The organism is Catenulispora sp. MAP12-49, from assembly GCF_041262705.1.
GTDB lineage: Bacteria > Actinomycetota > Actinomycetes > Streptomycetales > Catenulisporaceae > Catenulispora.
Window position 1 is genome coordinate 1 of the sequence record NZ_JBGCCP010000049.1, and the last position, 16,890, is coordinate 16,890.

General features: G+C 72.5%; 13 protein-coding genes. 7 read left to right on the forward strand and 6 right to left on the reverse strand.

Going from position 1 to position 16,890, the window contains the following annotated elements; all coding sequences use genetic code 11:
• The first annotated feature begins 548 nt into the window (after positions 1 to 548).
• From ABIA35_RS44800 to ABIA35_RS44810, 3 genes are all read left to right on the forward strand, one after another.
• Complete coding sequence (locus ABIA35_RS44800) at positions 549 to 944, forward strand: hypothetical protein (RefSeq protein WP_370362043.1); 396 nt, start codon at positions 549 to 551, stop codon at positions 942 to 944.
• Between the two features lie 86 nt (positions 945 to 1,030).
• A complete protein-coding gene (locus ABIA35_RS44805) occupies positions 1,031 to 1,519 on the forward strand; it encodes a MarR family transcriptional regulator (RefSeq protein WP_370344406.1) in 489 nt (162 codons plus the stop codon).
• Between the two features lie 285 nt (positions 1,520 to 1,804).
• Complete coding sequence (locus ABIA35_RS44810; protein WP_370362074.1) at positions 1,805 to 5,752, forward strand: ABC transporter ATP-binding protein; 3,948 nt, start codon at positions 1,805 to 1,807, stop codon at positions 5,750 to 5,752.
• 114 nt (positions 5,753 to 5,866) lie between these two features.
• On the opposite strand, the gene ABIA35_RS44815 is transcribed toward ABIA35_RS44810, so the two are convergent.
• Positions 5,867 to 6,544, reverse strand: a complete 678-nt coding sequence (locus ABIA35_RS44815) for a uracil-DNA glycosylase (RefSeq protein ID WP_370362044.1) — start codon at positions 6,542 to 6,544, stop codon at positions 5,867 to 5,869.
• 506 nt (positions 6,545 to 7,050) lie between these two features.
• Between ABIA35_RS44815 and ABIA35_RS44820 the strand changes: the two genes are divergently transcribed.
• From ABIA35_RS44820 to ABIA35_RS44835, 4 genes are all read left to right on the forward strand, one after another.
• Positions 7,051 to 8,229, forward strand: a complete 1,179-nt coding sequence (locus ABIA35_RS44820; RefSeq protein ID WP_370362045.1) for a S8 family serine peptidase — start codon at positions 7,051 to 7,053, stop codon at positions 8,227 to 8,229.
• A gap of 49 nt (positions 8,230 to 8,278) precedes the next feature.
• A complete protein-coding gene (locus tag ABIA35_RS44825; RefSeq protein WP_370362046.1) occupies positions 8,279 to 8,863 on the forward strand; it encodes an RNA polymerase sigma factor in 585 nt (194 codons plus the stop codon).
• Between the two features lie 76 nt (positions 8,864 to 8,939).
• Entirely contained in the window at positions 8,940 to 9,407 is a 468-nt protein-coding gene (locus ABIA35_RS44830) for a hypothetical protein (RefSeq protein ID WP_370344402.1), read from the forward strand.
• A 127-nt stretch (positions 9,408 to 9,534) separates the two neighbouring features.
• A complete protein-coding gene (locus ABIA35_RS44835; protein WP_370362047.1) occupies positions 9,535 to 12,282 on the forward strand; it encodes a CHAT domain-containing protein in 2,748 nt (915 codons plus the stop codon).
• Positions 12,283 to 12,386: 104 nt separating this feature from the next.
• On the opposite strand, the gene ABIA35_RS44840 is transcribed toward ABIA35_RS44835, so the two are convergent.
• The 5 genes from ABIA35_RS44840 to ABIA35_RS44860 all read right to left on the reverse strand — a co-directional run bounded on the left by ABIA35_RS44840 (position 12,387) and on the right by ABIA35_RS44860 (position 16,796).
• Positions 12,387 to 13,031 (reverse strand): VOC family protein, encoded by a 645-nt coding sequence (locus ABIA35_RS44840; protein ID WP_370344400.1) that lies wholly within the window; start codon positions 13,029 to 13,031, stop codon positions 12,387 to 12,389.
• 129 nt (positions 13,032 to 13,160) lie between these two features.
• Positions 13,161 to 13,955 carry a crotonase/enoyl-CoA hydratase family protein gene (locus ABIA35_RS44845; protein ID WP_370362048.1) on the reverse strand — a complete coding sequence of 265 codons (795 nt, stop codon included), beginning with the start codon at positions 13,953 to 13,955 and terminating at the stop codon, positions 13,161 to 13,163.
• A 115-nt stretch (positions 13,956 to 14,070) separates the two neighbouring features.
• On the reverse strand, positions 14,071 to 14,514 hold the full coding sequence (locus tag ABIA35_RS44850) for a S24/S26 family peptidase (RefSeq protein ID WP_370362049.1): 444 nt from the start codon (positions 14,512 to 14,514) through the stop codon (positions 14,071 to 14,073).
• On the reverse strand, positions 14,514 to 16,352 hold the full coding sequence (locus ABIA35_RS44855; RefSeq protein ID WP_370362050.1) for an ABC transporter ATP-binding protein: 1,839 nt from the start codon (positions 16,350 to 16,352) through the stop codon (positions 14,514 to 14,516). Before ABIA35_RS44855 ends, ABIA35_RS44850 begins: the two co-directional genes overlap by 1 nt.
• 3 nt (positions 16,353 to 16,355) lie before the next feature.
• Complete coding sequence (locus ABIA35_RS44860) at positions 16,356 to 16,796, reverse strand: TlpA family protein disulfide reductase (RefSeq protein ID WP_370362051.1); 441 nt, start codon at positions 16,794 to 16,796, stop codon at positions 16,356 to 16,358.
• Positions 16,797 to 16,890: the final 94 nt, after the last annotated feature.

Below are 16,890 nucleotides of genomic sequence, written 5' to 3' on the forward strand. Positions count from 1 at the left end.
CGGTCCACACCACAGACCGGGGTTGTCCCGGATTCCCCGTCGCTTCGGCGGGCGAAGCCAAGCAGGCCGGGCCGGTGGTGTCAAGTCGCTGATACTGGACCCACAGCTGGGCGATCCGACTTGATACCACCGGACCGGTCTGCTTCCGTAAGGCGACGATGCGACGGGGAATCCGGGACGAAGGCGACCACAAGCAGCGTCCGCCGGCAGCCAGCGCGGCCCCCCACTCCCCGGAGCGAGGCCGCTCGCCGCGCAGGCGCCGCCGGAGGCGCCCTTGACTGTCGCCCTTTGACTGTTGCCCTTGACCTTCGCAGTAGAACCGCCCACCTGCCCACACCACCGCCGCCCCGCGAAACCAGCGCCACCCCCGACCCGCGCCACCAGCGGATCCCGTGAACCATGCGCGAAGCCGTCAAGAAACGCCCGTAAGCCCCCACCCCAGCCGCACCCACACATGGGTCAGGAGCGCCTCAAATGGCTGATGCCGAAGCGGACGCTTCCGGCGGGACCGTGCGCGAGGTGTCAGACCCCTGTGAAAGCCTCCCGGGATGCTGAATATAGAGACGCTGCGGCCGGTGATCGAGGCCTCCTGGGGACGTGACACTTGCGATCCGGCCGGCCGGGACCAGTGGCGGCCGGAGAACCCCTCGGGGAGCCAGTGCAGCATGACGGCGCTGGTGGTCCAGGACCTGTTGGGCGGGGACCTGATCCACGCCGAGGTCCACATGAACGGCGCCAAGGTCTGGAACCACTACTGGAACCGGCTGCCCGACGGCACCGACGTCGACTTCACGGCCGACCAGTTCCGCTTCCTCGACGGCGCAACCGTCGTCAACGACAAGGTGGTGCACCGGCCGCCGGAGGGACCGCGGCGGTGCCGTGAGGAGTACGAGCTGCTGCGCGCGCGGGTACTGACCGCGCTGGGTGAGGAGCAGGCTGGCTGAGTCCGGTACCCCCGTCACGCCGTCCGGCCCCGACCGCCTGGACGGCGCGACTTGACGTCCTCCCCTAATTGTTCGACCATCTAATCATGAGTGAGTCGAACCAACTGTCCGGGCTGCCCGCGGAGCGGGTGGTCGACGCCGTGCAGGTGCTGGTGCGCCTGCGGCGGTCGCTGGAGCGGGTGGAGACCGGCTTGACCCTGCCGCAGTACCAGCTGCTGTCGATGGTGCGCGGCGGCGGGGAGCGGTCGGCACGGCTGGCCGACAAGCTCGCGGTGCGCAAGCCCACGCTGACGGCCGCCGCCGACGCCCTGGTGGCCGCCGGGCTGCTGGAGCGGGAAGCCGACCCCGGGGACCGCCGGGTGGTGCGGGTGCGGATTACCGAGGCCGGTCTGGCTGCTGTACGGAGCGCCGAGGAGCAGTTGGCCGCCGCGTTGGCGCCGCTGTTCGGCGACGCGGCCGCACACCTGGACGGCGGCGCGGAGGCGCTGCTGAACAGCTTCGACGCGCTGGACGGGGCGCTGAACCGGCGGTTCGCCGAGCATCGGGCCCGGCACCTGGCCGCGCAGGCCGAATAAGCACGACGACTAGGGGTGGATGTGACGAACGCCGAGCGCCGCGACGCGCGCGGGATCAGGGCCGGCGATGACGCCGGTGATGACAGGACGAACGACATCGAGAACACGAGCAACACGGACCACACGAGCAGCTCGAACAGCACGAAACACACGAGCAGCACGAGCAGCACGAGCAGCACGAACCACACGAGCGACAAGAACAACGCGAGCAGCACGAACCACACAGGCACCGAGCCGGCCAGGCCCGGCCGGATCGCCAAGGCCGACAACCCCTCCAGCTCCTGGATGCGCCGCCTGTTCGCGGTCAGCTGGGTCTACCGCCGCAGCGTCCTGATCGCCTTCGGCGGCTCGCTGCTGGCGATGCTCGCCAACGCCGCCATGCCGCTGATCCAGCGGCACATCATCGACGACGTCGTCATCAGCCGCACCTCGCCGCTGGCCCCGTGGGCCGCCATGGCGCTGGTGCTGGCGATCCTGAACTTCGCCGGGACCCGGCTGCGCCGCTACGTCGGCGGCAAGCTGTCCCTGGACGTGCAGTACGACCTGCGCAACCGCATCTTCGGCGCGCTGTCGCGGCTGGACGGCGCGCGGCAGGACGAGCTGGCGACCGGGCAGCTGATCTCGCGGGCCACCTCCGACGTCACGATGGTGCAGGGGCTGCTCGGCATGCTGCCGATGCTGACCGGGAACTTCCTGCTGTTCTTCGTCGCGCTCGGCGTGATGGCGTTCCTGTCACCGCTGCTGACGCTGGTCGCGGTGGCGACCGGGCCGCTGCTGTGGCTGGTGGCGGTGGCCGCGCGCAAGCGGCTGTACCCGGCCACGTGGGAGGCGCAGCAGCAGGCTTCGGCGCTGGCCGGCGTGGTGGACGCCGCGGTCGGCGGGGTGCGCGTGGTGAAGGGCTTCGGGCAGGAGGAGCAGGAGCTCGGCAAGCTCGAGGCGGCCGGCGAGCGGCTGTTCGCCTCGCGGCTGCGCGCGGTGCGCTTCTCGGCGCGGTACAACCCGGCGATCATGGCGATCCCGGCGCTGGGGCAGGTCGGGGTGCTGTTCCTCGGCGGGTGGCTGGCGCTGCGCGGGACCATCACGCTGGGCACGTTCCTGGCGTTCTCCACCTACCTGGCGCAGATGCTCGGGCCGGTGCGGATGCTGTCCTCGCTGGTGACGATCGGGCAGCAGGCCCGGGCCAGCGTGGAGCGCATCTTCGAGATCATCGACTCCCAGCCGAAGGTCACCGAGAAGCCGGACGCCGCGGTGCTGCCGCGCCAGGCCTCCGGGGTGGAGTTCGACGGCGCGGTGTTCGGCTACGTCGCCTCCCGGCCGGTGCTGCGCGGGCTGGACCTGGCGGTGCGCCCCGGGGAGACGGTGGCGCTGGTGGGGACCTCCGGCTCGGGCAAGTCCACGGTGTCGATGCTGCTCCCCCGCTTCTACGACGTGCAGGCCGGTGTGGTGCGGGTCGGCGGCGCGGACGTGCGCGACGTGACCCTGGAGTCCCTGCGCGCGGCGATCGGCCTGGTGATGGAGGACAGCTTCCTGTTCTCCGACTCCGTGCGCGCCAACATCGCCTACGGCCGCCCCGACGCCACCGACGAGCAGGTGCGGGCCGCGGCGGCGATGGCCGAGGCCGACGAGTTCGTCGAGCAGCTGCCCGCGGGCTACGACACCGTGGTCGGCGAGCAGGGCCTGACCCTGTCCGGCGGCCAGCGCCAGCGCATAGCCCTGGCCCGGGCGCTGATCACCGACCCCAGGGTGCTGATCCTGGACGACGCCACCTCCGCGGTGGACGCCCGCGTGGAGGCGGAGATCCACGACACGCTGCGCCGGGTCATGGCCGGACGCACCACGCTGCTGATCGCGCACCGCCGCTCCACGCTGGCGCTGGCCGACCGGATCGCGGTACTGGACCGCGGCCGGGTCGTCGACATCGGCACGCACGAGGAGCTCACCGAGCGCTGCCCGCTGTACCGGCTGCTGCTGTCCGGGCCGGGGGACGACGCGGAGGGCATCGACGCCGGGGATCTGACGCGAGCTGCGGCTGCCGGGGACCTGACGCGAGCTGCGACAACGGCCGGCAACGGCGCGCGCCCGCAGGCCGCCGACTCGATCAGCACGCTGCCCGCCGGCACCGAGGCCCAGACCGACGGCATGGTCGACGGCCTGACCGACGGCCTGACCGACGGCATGGTCGACGGCATCACCCCGAGCCTGTGGCCGGAGGTCGAGGACGACGGTGACGGCGACGGCCTGGCCGGGGCCAAGGGCTCCGGCACCCGCGCGCTGCCCGGCATGGGCGGCGGAGGCGGCGGCCGGGGCGGCGTCGGAGGCGGGGGCGGCGGCTTCGGCGGCTTCCTGGCCTCGATGCCCCCGACCCCGGAGCTGCTGGAGAAGGTGGCGAAGCTGCCGCCGGCCACCGACGTCCCCCACGTCGTCCAGAGCCAGGCCCGGGCCGCCGACCCCGGCTTCGCGCTGCGCAAGCTGCTGCGTCCGTTCCGCCTTGCGCTGCTGCTCGGCCTGCTGCTGGTCGCCGCCGACACCGCGGCCGGGCTGGCGCTGCCGGCGCTGATCCGCGGCGGCGTGGACCGGGGCATCCTGGCCGGCTCGCTGTCGGCCATCGTCGGGGTCTCGGTCGCGGCGCTGGCCGTCGTGGTCGTGGACACCGTGGTCAACGTCTGCCAGGCCCGGGTCACCGGCCGCACCGGCGAGCGCCTGCTGTACGCGCTGCGGGTGAAGGTGTTCGCGCAGTTGCAGCGCCTGGGGCTGGACTACTACGAGCGCGAGCTCTCGGGGCGGATCATGACCCGGATGACCACCGACGTGGACGCGCTGTCCACGTTCCTGCAGACCGGTCTGCAGCAGGCGGTCGTCAGCGTCCTGTCCTTCGTCGGCATCGTGGTGGCGCTGGTGGTGATCGACTGGCAGATGGCGCTGATCGCGCTGAGCGTCCTGCCGCCGCTGCTGATCGCGACCGCGGTGTTCCGGTCCAAGTCCAGCAAGGCCTACACCGAGGCCCGCGAGAAGGTCTCGGCGGTCAACGCCGACCTGCAGGAGAACGTCGCGGGTATGCGGGTGACGCAGGCGTTCCGGCGGGAGGGCACGAACGCGGCCCGGTTCGCCGGGCTGTCGGACGAGTTCCGCGTCTCGCGGCTGCGCGCGCAGAAGTACATCGCCACGTACTTCCCGTTCGTGCAGTTCCTGGCCGACATCGCCGGGCTGCTGGTGCTGGCCGCCGGCGCCTCCCGGGTGCACTCCGGGGAGCTGACCGCCGGCGCGCTGATCGCCTACCTGCTCTACATCGACATGGTGTTCTCGCCGGTGCAGCAGCTCTCGCAGGTGTTCGACGGCTACCAGCAGGCCGCGGTCGGGCTGCGCCGGATCGGCGACCTGCTGCGCACCGTGCCCTCCACGCCGGAGCCGGCGCGGCCGGTGCCGGTCCCGGCGGAGCTCGGCGAGATCGTGTTCGACGACGTCACCTTCGCCTACGGCCCGGACACGCGGCCGGCGCTGGAGGGCGTCAGCGTGCGCATCCCGGCCGGGCAGACGGTGGCGCTGGTCGGGCAGACCGGAGCGGGCAAGTCGACCTTCGTGAAGATGGTCGCCCGCTTCTACGACCCGACCGGCGGCGCCGTGACGGCCGGCGAGCGCGACCTGCGCGAGTTCCCGCTGACCGACTGGCGGCACCGGCTCGGCGTGGTCCCGCAGGAGGCGTACCTGTTCGACGGGACCGTCGCCGAGGCCATCGCCTACGCCCGTCCGGACGCCCCGCCGCGCGAGATCGAGGCGGCGGCCCGCGCGGTCGGCGCCGAGGAGATGATCGCGTCGCTGCCCGAGGGGTTCCACTCCCGGGTGGCCGAGCGCGGCCGGAACCTGTCGGCCGGGCAGCGGCAGCTGCTCGCGCTGGCCCGCGCGGAGCTGGCCGACCCGGACGTGCTGATCCTGGACGAGGCGACCTCGGCCCTGGACCTGGCCACCGAGGCCGCAGTGACGCGCGCCGAGCTGGCCCGCGACGCCGACCACGGCGTCACCGGGCGCACCCGGACCACGCTGGTGGTCGCGCACCGGCTGACCACGGCGGCGCGCGCCGACCGGATCCTGGTGATGGACGGCGGGCGGATCGTGGAGGACGGGACGCACGCGCAGCTGGTGGAGGCCGGCGGGACGTACGCGGAGCTGTGGGAGGCGTTCGCCGCCGGGCATGAGGACGGCGAGCGGGAGACGGAGACTGCGGGCGCCGCTATATAGGAGTCCCTATATAGGACTCGCTATATAGGAGTCCTCATATAACAGAGAACAGAGTCGGCCCGGCGGATCCGATCCGCCGGGCCGACTTGTCTGCGAACGCTATAGCGAGAACTCTCAGACCGTCTCAGGCAGCTGCCAGTCGATCGGCTCCTGCCCGAAGCCGACCAGCGCCTCGTTCACCGCCGAGAACGGCTTGGAGCCGAAGAACAGCTTCGCCGACAGCGGCGAGGGGTGCGCGCCCTCGACGATCACGTGCCGCGAGGTGTCGATCAGCTTCCGCTTCTTCTTGGCGTGCGCGCCCCAGAGCACGAACACCACCGGCTTCTCCCGCGCCGAGACATCCTTGATGACGGCGTCGGTGAACTTCTCCCAGCCGCGGTCCTTGTGCGAGGCCGGCTCGTGCGCGCGCACGGTGAGCACCGTGTTGAGCAGCAGCACGCCCTGGTCGGCCCAGGCCTTCAGGTAGCCGTGCTTGACCGGCGGGACGCCCAGGTCCGTCTCCAGCTCCTTGTACATGTTCCGCAGCGACGGCGGGATGCGCACGCCGGGGCGCACCGAGAAGCACATGCCGTGCGCCTGGCCGTCGTCGTGGTACGGGTCCTGCCCGATCAGCACCACCTTGACGTCCTGGTACGGCGTGGCCTCCAACGCCGCGAACACCTCGTCCTCAGGCGGGAACACCTGGTGCTCGGCACGCTCGGTCTTAAGGAAAGCCTCCAGGTCGGCGAAGTACGGCTGCTCGGTCTCGGCAGCCAGCACCGGCGCCCAGGAGGCGGGGATGAGTTCACGCATAAGAGGAACCTATCCGGCCGCTGTGACAGCGCTGAGGAGAGCCCGAAAAACTTCCCAGAAAAAACTTCGGGCGCCATGTATCAGGGAGCGTTTGGGGTGCTCTTGTAAGTGAGCGGGTCGGGGGGCCCGCGGGCGTGGTCCAGTCGGTGTGTGTCTCTAGGGGGGACGCGCCGCCGGCCAGGCCGGGTGGAAAGGGTGGTGTGCCGTGACGCCGGGGGGTGGGTGCGGCACACCACCGCCACCGAGGTAAGAGGGGGACTCCGCGGGCGGAGTGCGACACCTGGGGGAAACAACACGGGGACCACGGGGACTCGGGGGGAACTGAGAAACCGGGGGAGCTGGGGGGATCGGGGAACACGGGGGAGCAAGACCGGCGGCAACGGTCTGTGGGGGAACGCGGCCGCCTGGGGAGACCGGAGGCGGGACTGGGACGGGGGTCCAGTTCCGCCTGCGGCTATTGGCAGGGCAGCATAAGTGCTGACTAGGTTGTTCACAGGGAGGGAACCATGACGGACCACGCGGCCTGGCTGGCCCGGATTTTGGAGACACACCCGGACGTCGTCCACGTCGACGGCGCCACCGAGACGCTGATCAAGCGCGACGAGCTGCTGGTGCTCGACGCGCACGCGGACGAGGTGCACGACAAGGCTCGCCGGTGGGTCGACTCCCGGGAGGACTCGGCCGCGCCGGGGGTGACGCGGCTGCGGCTGGTGGCCGGCACCGACGCCGCCGACCTGACCCACACGCTGCGCGGCGGGGCCAAGGCCCACCGGCGGTGGAGTGTGACGCCGAACCATGTGCTCAGCGGGGCTCCGAACTGGGGCGGCGGTCCCCACGGCCGTCCGGCCCCGGCCGGGGACATGCCCGTCCCGACCGTCGGCGGGGACGGCGCACGGCCGGTCACGGTCGGGATCCTGGACACCGGCGTGGACCCGCATCCGTGGTTCCAGAGCCAGCCCTGGTACCTGGCCTGCACCGAGGCCCAGCACGAGGCGCTGAACGAGGCCCTGGACCACGACCTGGAGTCCGAGTCCGGACACGGCACGTTCATCGCCGGCCTGATCATGCAGGAGGCGCCGAGCGCCTACCTGCGGTTCGAGCGGGTCCTGAGCCCGGCGGGCGTCACCGACGAGGTGGAGCTGCTCAACGGCCTGGACCGGATCGAGAAGCAGACCCGGGCCGAGGGCGACCACCTGGACATCCTGAACCTGTCGCTGGGCTGCTACACCTTCGACGACCGGCCCTCGCCGGTGCTCTGCGACGCGATGTCCCGGCTGGGCCAGCGCACCCTGATCGTGGCCGCCGCCGGAAACTTCGACTCCGACCGGCCCTACTGGCCCGCCGCCCTGAAGGAGGTCTGCGCCGTCGGGGCTCTGACGCAGTCGTCCTCCGGCGAGCCGGAGCGGGCGTCGTTCTCCAACTACGGCTGGTGGGTGGACGCCGCAGCTCCCGGCGTGAAGTTGAAGAGCGCCTTCCTGACCCACGGCAGCGAGGAGGGCAAGGACTTCCACGGCTACGCGAAGTGGAGCGGCACCAGCTTCGCCGCGCCCGTCGTGGCCGGTAGGATCGCCGCTTTGATGGCCGCCAAGGACATGTCGGTCCGCGACGCCGCCACCGAACTGCTCGATCCCGCGGGCACCCGCATCCCCGACCTCGGGGTGGTCGTGCAGGCGGCGTTCGGCTGAGGCGCCGCCGTGCGCCGGTCACGTTCCCCACACCAGTAAGAAGGCTCATATGGACCGCTCCCCTGCGTTGCTGGTCAAGGCCGCCGCCGCCGGCGACGCCTCGGCCTGGCAGCAGATCGTCGACGACTACAGCCGACTGGTGTGGTCGGTGGCCCGGGGGTTCCGGCTCTCGCTGGCCGACGCCGCCGACGTCACCCAGAACACCTGGCTGCGCCTGGTGGAGAACCTGGACCGGATCCAGAATCCGGAGCAGCTCGCGGGGTGGCTGGCCACGACGACACGCAGGGAGGCGCTGCGCCTGATCCGCAAGACGCAGCGCGAGGTCCCCGATTCGGAGGAGGCCGAGGCGAACGTCTCGTTCTTCGGGGATTCCGACGACGACGGCGACCCGGAGACGGCCATGGTCGCCCAGCAGGACAGCAGCGATCTGTGGCAGGCCTTCGCCACGCTGTCGGAACGCTGCCGGAACCTGCTGCGGGTCGTCGCGGTGACGCCGCTGGAGAGCTACGCGGCCGTCGCCGAGGCGCTGGGCATGCGAGTGGGGTCGATCGGGCCGACCCGCTCGCGGTGCCTGGAGCACCTCAAACGGGCGTTGAAGGCGCTGAGCACGGTGCCGGAGACGACCCGGCCATGACCAGCACCACCACCGCACCGCCGTCCGAACCACCAGTACACGGGCACACGATGAAGGACCTGATCCAGGGGGAACGATGCCGAAGTTGACGAACGGGGCCTCAGCGGAGGACATCGGACTGCTGTCCGCCCTCGGCGAGATGTTCGACGAGGTCGACCCGGTGCCGCAGGACGTGGTGCGGGCCGGCTACGCCGCCTTCACTTGGCGGACCATCGACGCCGAACTGGCCGAACTCGCCGAGGACTCGATGCTGGCCGGGGCCGGCTCGACCCGCGGCACCGACACCAGGCTGCTGACTTTCGAGGCTCCCAGCGTCTCGGTGGTGGTGGAGGTGACCGAGATCGGCGAGCGGCGCAAGCTCGTCGGGCAGCTGATCCCGGCGTGTTCGGACACACTGCGGATCGAGCACCCGGCCGGGACCACCACCGTCTCCGTGGACGGCCAGGGCCTGTTCAGCGCCGACTCGCTACCGGCGGGACCTGCGCGCGTGGCGCTGAGCGTGCCCGGCGGGGGCGCCGTGGTCACCAGCTGGGTGACCGTCTAGACCCGGTCGGCGACCGCGCTTCCCCCGCGGCCGCCGCCGACTCGTCATCGCCGCCGGGCGTCACCGCTCGGCGGCGATGAGTCATGCGCGGTGGAAGAAATCACCCCACCTTTGAGACAGTGTCCGCATGCCATCTTCTGCCGCGGACCGGCTCAGCCGTGCTCTGAGCGCCCTGGACCAGGTGCTGGCGCAGCCCGCGGAGGGCCGGGCCGCGGCCGAGGCGGTGCTGGCCGAGGACGACGGCGACGAGGCCGCGATCATAGCCCTGCGCGCGATCGGGCTGTCGTGGCGGGAGAACGGCGACCTGCGGCGTGCCAGCAGGACCCTGAGACGGGCGATCGCCATGGCGGACCGCGCGAGCATGCCGTATCGGGCCGCCGAGGCCCGGATGACGCTGGTGGTGATCCTGGCCGACCTGGGCAACACCGACGGCGCGCTGGCCGAGGTGGCGCTGGCCGACAGTGTGCTGACGGGCCTGGACCGGGCGCGGCTGCGGGTGAACCTCGGGCTGGTGCTGGGCCGGATCGGGCGCAGCGCGGAGGCCCTGGAGGCGCTGGACGCCAGCCAGCCGGTCCTGGCCGCCTACGGCGACGCCCGCTGGGAGGCCATCGCCTTGAACCTGCGGGGGATCATCCACGTCTACCGGGGTGCCGGGCAGCCCGCGCAGTCGGACCTGCTGCGCGCCGCCCAGCTGACCGAGGACGGCGGCTACGGCCTGATCAACGCGATGGTCCTGGGCAATCTGGGCTTCGCCGCACACCGCGCGGGCGACCTGCCCTCCGCGCTGTTCTGGTTCGACGCGGCCATCGAACGGTTCGCAGAGATCGACAAGCCGGTCGCGCCGATGCTCGTGGACCGGGCCGAGGCGCTGCTGACGGCCGGGCTGGGCACCGAGGCCCACACCTCGCTGCGCAAGGCGATCGCCGAGCAGGAGCGCAGCGGTTTCCGCTACGACCGCGCCGAGTACCACCTGGCGTGGGCCCGGGCCGCCCTGGCCGACGGCGATCCGGCGGTGGCCGAGCAGGCCGCGCGCACCGCCCGCGGCATGTTCGGCCGGCAGCGCCGTGCGGCCTGGGCCGATCTGGCCCGGTACGTGGAGGCCTCGGCCCGGTTCGCGACCGGGGAACGCAGCCCGGCGCTGTTGAAGACCGCAGTCGAGCTGGGCGACCGGATGGACGCGGCGAAGTGGCCGGTGGCCCCGCTGGAGGCCAGGCTGCTGGCCGGCCGCGTCGCCGCGGCGCTGAACCTGCGGGAGCAGGCCCTGGCGCTGTTCGACCAGGTGGCCCGGCACCGCAACCGCCGCGAGGTCGAGATCAGGGCCCTGGCGTGGCACGCCCACGCGCTGCACGCGCTCAGCGCCGGCCGGCCGTCCTCCGCGGAACGGGCGCTCCAAGCCGCGCTGCGCGTCCACGCCGAGAACAACGCGGTCCTCGGCGCCACCGACCTGCGCGCACACGCCGCGGCGCGCGGCGAGGAGCTGGCCAAGCTGGGCCTGCGCCTGGCGCTGGAGCGCGGGGACGCGCGGGCGGTCCTGCGCTGGGCCGAGACCTGGCGGGCGGCCTCGCTGCGGCGCCGGCCGGTGCGGCCGCCGGACGACGAGCAGCTGGCCGCCGATCTGGCCGAGCTGCGGGGGGTGGTGGCGGACCTGGCGGCGGTGGAGGCGCCGACGACGCTGGAGTCCTCGCGCTCGGAGGTGTCGCGGCTGAACGCCGAGCGGCTGCGGCTGGAGGCGGCGATTCGGGACCGGTCGCGGTACGCGCGCGGGACGTACGCGCCGGAGCCGCCGTTCTCCCCCGCCGCGCTGGCCGGGGCGCTGGGGGCGCGGGTGCTGGTGGAGTTCGTGCGGCTGGACGACGATCTGCACGCGGTGACGGTGCGGGACGGGGTGGTGCGGCGGCATCGGCTGGGGTCGTACGCGGCGGTGCTGAAGCAGCTGGACGTGGTGCGGTTCACGATGAACCGGATGTCGCGGCGGTTCGGGTCCGCGACGATGCAGGCCGCCGCGGTGCAGGCTTATGACCACAGCCGGCAGGTGCTGGACGGGTTGCTGTTCGGGCCGGTGCGGCGGGCTTTGGACGGGGTGGGTGAGGTGGGTGGGGTGGTTGGCGCGGCTGGGGTAGCTGGGGTGGCTGGTGCGGCCGGCGCCGGGGACCGCCCGCTGATCGTGGTCCCGACCGGCTCGCTGCACGCGCTCCCCTGGACCGCGCTGCCGACGTGCGCCGGCCGCGCGGTGAGCGTGACGCCCTCGGCCCGGCTGTGGCTGGCGGCGGCCAACGCCGTCGAGGGGGCCTTGGGCGCGGCGACCGCGGCCGGACCGGGGACGGCCGCCACCTCGGCGACCGGCCTGGGCACGGTCCTGATGGCGGGTCCCGGCCTGGCGCACGCCGAGCCCGAGATCGCCGCCCTGGCCGCCCGCTACCCGGACGCCGTCGTCCTGGCCGGCGCCGAGGCCACCGCCGCGAACGCCGCCCGGGCCCTGGACGGCGCGGCCCTGGCCCACGTCGCCACCCACGGCCGCTTCCGGGCCGACCATCCGCTGTTCTCCAGCCTGGACGCCTTCGACGGCCCCCTGTACGTCTACGACCTGGAGCGCCTCGGCTCGACCCCGCAGACCCTGGTGCTCTCGGCCTGCGAGTCGGCACTGTCCGGCGTGCGCCCGGGCGATGAGCTGATGGGCCTGGCCTCGGCGGTCTTCGCCCTCGGCACCCGCACCCTGATCGCCAGCGTCACCCCGGTCGACGACGCCGACACCCGCACCCTGATGCTCGCCCTGCACGCCGCCCTGGCCGCCGGCCGCCCGCCCGCGGCGGCGCTGGCCGAGGCCTCGGCCGCGACCGGGATCGGCGGGTTCGTGTGCTTCGGGTTCGGGGGCTGAGCGGGGGCGAGTGCCCGAAACGAAGAAAGCGCGGGCGCCCACCGGCCTCAGCCGATGACCACCCGCGCTCGAAAACCGAAAACGCCGGACAGACCCCTAGTCGACTAGTCGATCCGCACGCTGCCGCTCGCGCAGCGGAAGTGCACCGCCAGCACGCCGGGCTCCTCGGCGTCGATCCAGTCGACGGTGACTTCCTCCAGCGGGTCGTGGTCCGGCGAGCCGCCGATCCAGCCCAGGACCTGGTCGCGGTCGCCGCTGATCTCCAGGCGCTCGAAGGCCGGGATGCCGTTCTCGGCGCCGGCGCCGGGGCGCTGCTCGGGGGCGACTTCCCAGGCCAGGAAGTAGGGGAGCTGCGGGTCGGCCATCAGGTCCAGGACGCCGAGCTGCTTCCAGCACAGGTCGAAGCCGTCGGGGCGGACGCGGTGGCCCTGGGCCGCGGGGCGGCCCAGGCGCTGCTCCCAGGGGGTGATGTCGTCGACGCCGACGACCCAGCCGAGCCAGCCGCCGCCCTCCTCGGCGCGGGCCTTGACGGCCTTGCCGAAGGGGGCCGAGTCGGTGGCCGGGTGGTCCAGCGGGGCCACGACCTCCACATACGAGCCGCCGGCCAGGGGCAGCACGAAGTTGCGGGTGCCGAAGCGCGGGTGGACGCCGCCGTCGCGGAAGGTCGCGCCGAGCAGCGTACCGAGCCGGTTCACCGTGGAGCCGAGCTCGGAGTTGGACACAGCATAGGAAACGTGATCGAGACGCACGGTTCATACTCTGCCCTGCGAATGCCCCGATAACCCAATCGAGACCGTCCGGACGCTCCTTACCGCTCATCCTGATACGTTCCGCGCACATACCGTCACCTGCGGCGACGTCATATGGTCCGATCGTCGCTATTTCCGCTTCCACACCGCTTCGCGCTTCTCGGCGAACGCCCGCGGCCCCTCCTTGGCGTCCTCGGTGGCGAACACCGGCCAGCCGATCTCCAGCTCGCGGGCCAGGCCGTCGGCCTCGCCCATCCCGGAGGCCTCCTTCACCGAACGCTTCACCGCCTCCACCGACAGCGGCGCGGCGGCGTTGATCAGCGCCGCGATCTCCAAGGCCTTGTCCAGGGCTTTGCCATCGTCGACCAGGTGCCCGACCAGCCCGATGGCCTGCGCCTCGGCGGCGGTGTAAGGGCGGCCGGTGAGCAGCATCTCCATGGCGTGGCTGTAGGGGATCTGCCGCGGCAGGCGCACCGTGGAGCCGGCGACCGGGAACAGGCCGCGCCGCACCTCGAACAGCCCGAACGTGGCCGAGGCCGCGGCGACGCGGATGTCGCAGGCCTGGATCAGCTCGGTCCCGCCGGCCACCGCGTAGCCCTCGACGGCGGCGATGAGCGGCTTGCGCGGGCTGTAGTGCCTCAGCAGCGCCTTCCAGTGCAGGTCGGGGTCGGCCTTCAGGCGCTCGGCGTACTGCGAGCCGGCGGACATGTTCATGGCCTTGAGGTCCATGCCCGCGCAGAACGCTCCCCCGGCGCCGGTGAGCACGATCGAGCGGACGTCGTCGTCGGCGTCCGCCTCCACCCAGGCGTCGGCCATCCCGACCAGCATCGGCAGCGACAGCGCGTTCTTGGCCTCGGGCCGGTTCATGGTGACGACCAGGGTGTGGCCGTCGCGGTCGACGGTGCAGTGCTCGGTGCCGCCCATCAAGGTCCCCTCTGCGTCAGCGGGTGCTCGGGAAAACGAGAACACGTTCTACCAAGTGGCGGCAGAAGGCAAGAGGCGCGAGTCCGCACCAGGCGCAAGTCGGCACCAGGCGCGGCTACCGCCCGAGCTCGCGCACCACCACGCCGACGAGACGTTCGCCGGGGCACCAGCCCCAGCGGCGGGAGTCCTCGCTCGCCGGGTTGTCGCCGAGCAGGTACAGGTGGTCCGGCGGCACGGCGCCGTCGGGCGTGGGATCGCCGGGCAGAGCGGTGGCCCGTTTGACGAACCACGGGCTGTCCCCCGGCATCCCGCCGGCGCGCCCGGCCACCTTCCAGCCGGTGACCAGGTCCGGGCGCAGCACCACGACGGCCTGGCCGCGCTGAACGCCGGCCAGGGCGCAGCGCCGGACGAGCAGCCGGTCACCGGGGCGGTAGGTCGGCGCCATGCTGGTGCCCTCGACGGTCACCACCACATGGCGGCGGGCTTTGAGGGCAACCCCGGCGGCCATCACAGCCAGGATCAGCACCGCGGCCAGCCCCGTCACGAGCGCCACGGCCATCAGGCCGGACTCCCCACCCCGGCGGGTTCCTGATAGCCGGCCGATTGCAGCGTGAACAGCGCGTGGTAGCGCCCGCCGGCGGCCATCAGCTCCGTGTGGCTGCCCTGCTCGGCTATGACGCCGTCTTCGAGCACGACGATCAGGTCCGCCTCGCGCACCGCACCGAGCCGGTGCGACACCAGCAGCGTGGTGCGCCCGGCGCGGTGGCGGCGCAGGCGGGTGTGGACGTCGTGCTCGGCCTCGGCGTCCAGGCCGGAGCTGGGTTCGTCGAGGATCAGCAGGTCGGCGCCCTCGCGCATCATGCCGCGGGCCAGCGCCACGCGCTGCCACTGGCCGCCGGACAGCGTGACGCCGGTGCGCGGGTTGTCCTTGTCGGCCATGTCGAAGAACCGGCGGCTCAGCAGCGTGTCGTAGCCGAAGGGCAGCGCCTCCAGCGTCGCGTCGATCCCGGCCAGGCTCGCCGCCGAGCGGATCCGCTCGGCTTCGGCGAGCGCGGGCAGGTCCCCCATGCCGACGTTCTCCGACGCCGGCAGGTCGTAGGCCATGTAGTCCTGGAAGACGGTGCCGATGCGGGAGCGCAGCGCGGCGGGCTCCATGGCACGCAGGTCCACGCCGTCCCAGCTGATGGCGCCGCGTTCGGGGTCGTAGAGGCGGCACAGCAGCTTGATCAACGTGCTCTTGCCCGCGCCGTTGAGCCCGACCAGCGCGACCGTGGCGCCGCGCGGCACGGTCAACGACAGGCCCTTGAGGATCCAGGGCTGCTCGGGGCCGTAGCGGAACCACACGTCGTCGATCTCGATCGCATCGCTGAGCACTGGCACCGCAAGCGGATCAGCCCGCACCGGCAGATCCGAGTCCGCGCCGCACACCGCCTCGAAGTGCTTCAGCAGACCACGCGCCTCGGTGATCTCCGCGACCTTCCCGGCGACCGTGCCCAGTCCGTTCTGCACCGCCACCACCGCGGTGAAGAACAGCATCACGGTCCCGGCGGAGAACCGGCCGGACGTGCCGCCGACCGCCCAGAACAGGCCCGCGCCGGTGATCGCGGCGGCGGCCGCGGCCAGGGTGGACTGCGTGGCCAGCGTCGCGCGGTCGACCTTCTCCTCCTCGCCGTGCACCACGCGGGTCTCCCGGCGCATCCGCCCGAGCAGGAAGTCGCCGAGGCCGAACAGCCGGACCTCCTTGATCGCGTTGAGGTCGGTGAGCAGGCTCGCGTAGAAGATCTGCCGGCGCAGGTTGGGCGAGACCGTCATCTGCGTCTGGGCCCGGCGGCGCCCCAGCCGGTGCTGCGCCCACACCGCCGGCACCGCCGCGGCGCACGTCACCAGGGCCAGCACCGGCGCGATCGTGGTCAGCGCGACCAGGAAGCCCGCGGCCGAGACCACCGCCTGGACCGAGCCGAAGCCGGCCGCGACCAGCTGGCCCGGCGCCATCTGCGTGGCCTGCTGCGCCAGCCGCACCTTGTCCAGGTGCTCGGGCGACTCGAAGCTGCCCAGACCCTCCAGGCGGTTCAGTCCGGCGAACAGCTCCTCGTGCATCCGCAGGCTCACGCGGCGCCGCAGGCCCGCGTCCAGGAAGCGGTTGACGTGCGGCGCCACCGCGGTGATCGCGACGGTGACCACCAGCACGACCAGATAGCCGGAGCGATGCCCGGCCTCGGCGGCGCCGGCGGTCCCAGCAGCCCCGGCAGGCCCGGCAGGCCCGGCGGCCAGCGAGTCCAGCAGTCCGCGCAGCGCCCACGCGGACACCACCGGCCCGCAGCCCAGCAGCAGCGTCGCCACCGCCTGGCCGAGCGCGAACCGGGCCGAGGACCGCCAGATCAACGCGGTGACGGCCACGCCTCAGGCCGCCGCGGGCTGGGGCAGCCGGGCCGTGGTGAAGGCGAAGTGCTCGACCCGGCCCTCGGAGTCCAGGACGTACATCGTCGGGAACGCCTCGACGGCGAAGGCGCGCGCCACCGGGCCGTCCATCTTCTCCACCACGGCCTCGACGCCGGGCAGAAGGTTCTCGTGGAAGGCCTTCGCGGCGCCGGGTTCGCCGTCCTGGATGACCGCCAGAACCCGGCCGGGCTCGAAGGAGCGCGCGTATTCGGCGAATCTCGGCGCGTGCTCCAGGCAGGGCTCGCAGGTCGTGGAGAAAAAGCCGACGAGATTGCGACCTCCGGACAACCCGGAGCGCTGGAACCGGCGTCCGCTCTCGGCGGTCGCCGCGAATTCCGCAGGGGATTCGCCGATCGCCAATGTCGGCGGAGCTGTCGGAGCGCTCCCGGTTTCCGTCGCCATTGTCCGCATTCTGCGAACCAGTCCGAGAGTCACCACCATGTGGCCGACGGAGAACAGGGAAAGCAGAATGACGGCGGCAATCAGGTATGGCATT

Bases quoted from the DNA above. Each gene is read 5' to 3' on its own strand.
- ABIA35_RS44845 (WP_370362048.1), bottom strand. From the start codon at position 13,955: ATGGGCGGCACCGAGCACTGCACCGTCGACCGCGACGGCCACACCCTG.
- ABIA35_RS44825 (WP_370362046.1), top strand. From the start codon at position 8,279: ATGGACCGCTCCCCTGCGTTGCTGGTCAAGGCCGCCGCCGCCGGCGAC.
- ABIA35_RS44805 (WP_370344406.1), top strand. From the start codon at position 1,031: ATGAGTGAGTCGAACCAACTGTCCGGGCTGCCCGCGGAGCGGGTGGTC.
- ABIA35_RS44850 (WP_370362049.1), bottom strand. From the start codon at position 14,514: ATGGCCGTGGCGCTCGTGACGGGGCTGGCCGCGGTGCTGATCCTGGCT.
- ABIA35_RS44835 (WP_370362047.1), top strand. From the start codon at position 9,535: ATGCCATCTTCTGCCGCGGACCGGCTCAGCCGTGCTCTGAGCGCCCTG.
- ABIA35_RS44830 (WP_370344402.1), top strand. From the start codon at position 8,940: ATGCCGAAGTTGACGAACGGGGCCTCAGCGGAGGACATCGGACTGCTG.
- ABIA35_RS44820 (WP_370362045.1), top strand. From the start codon at position 7,051: ATGACGGACCACGCGGCCTGGCTGGCCCGGATTTTGGAGACACACCCG.
- ABIA35_RS44810 (WP_370362074.1), top strand. From the start codon at position 1,805: ATGCGCCGCCTGTTCGCGGTCAGCTGGGTCTACCGCCGCAGCGTCCTG.
- ABIA35_RS44800 (WP_370362043.1), top strand. From the start codon at position 549: ATGCTGAATATAGAGACGCTGCGGCCGGTGATCGAGGCCTCCTGGGGA.
- ABIA35_RS44860 (WP_370362051.1), bottom strand. From the start codon at position 16,796: ATGGCGACGGAAACCGGGAGCGCTCCGACAGCTCCGCCGACATTGGCG.
- ABIA35_RS44815 (WP_370362044.1), bottom strand. From the start codon at position 6,544: ATGCGTGAACTCATCCCCGCCTCCTGGGCGCCGGTGCTGGCTGCCGAG.